The organism is Paraferrimonas sp. SM1919, assembly GCF_010993985.1.
Classification (GTDB): domain Bacteria; phylum Pseudomonadota; class Gammaproteobacteria; order Enterobacterales; family Shewanellaceae; genus SM1919.
In genome coordinates this window covers 1-670 of sequence record NZ_WINH01000100.1, presented here as the reverse complement: position 1 = coordinate 670, position 670 = coordinate 1, and the positions used below count along the sequence as shown (strand labels likewise).

General features: G+C 45.5%; 1 protein-coding gene. It reads right to left on the bottom strand.

Annotated elements, in window-relative coordinates; translation table 11 throughout:
• Nucleotides 1-572 (bottom strand): site-specific integrase (locus GFB48_RS17335; protein WP_163938767.1); only part of this gene is annotated, 572 nt, incomplete at its 3' end.
• Nucleotides 573-670: the final 98 nt, after the last annotated feature.

Genomic DNA, 670 nt, shown 5'->3' with positions numbered 1-670 from the left:
GGGTGTCGATGTGTCTTCCAATAGTATCTCAGCGCCAGTAATGTGCGTTTAGGGAGAGGAACAAAGCGGTCTTTGCCTCCTTTGGCGTTACGAACATGCACTTGCATGAGCTTGGCATCAACATCACCTACATGCAGGGTAATGGCTTCGCCCAGTCTTAGCCCTAAGCTGTACAACGTGAGGAACATGACTTGATACCTAAGCTGTTTAGTTAAGCTAATCACCAGTGCCACTTCGGTCGGCGTTAAGATATCAGGTAAGGTTTTGACTTGTGGGGGTTTAACGATATTCAGCCACTGCCACTCTTTATTAAGTACATGGCGATAAAAGAACTGCAGCCCGTTTCTATCGAGCTTAACGGTACTCCAAGAGTGAGTCTGAATTAGCTCAGCAAAATATTGTTTGAGCGCATTGGTGCTAAGGTTATCCGGGCAACAGTCATAGTAGTTGGCTATCCTTCTGACTGCGCGGGCATAACCATCGACAGTGGCAGGCCGCTTGCCTTGTAAGCTTAAGTTGGTAAGATGTTGTTTATAAAGATAATCAAAGCGTCGTTGTTCGGATGGTAACATGATGAATACTCCTAAAACTGACCGTTATTGGTCACTAGAAGTATTTAAGAAGACTCTCCACTATGCTTTTTCTGCCGCGAAGCGGCTTCGTTCAACAA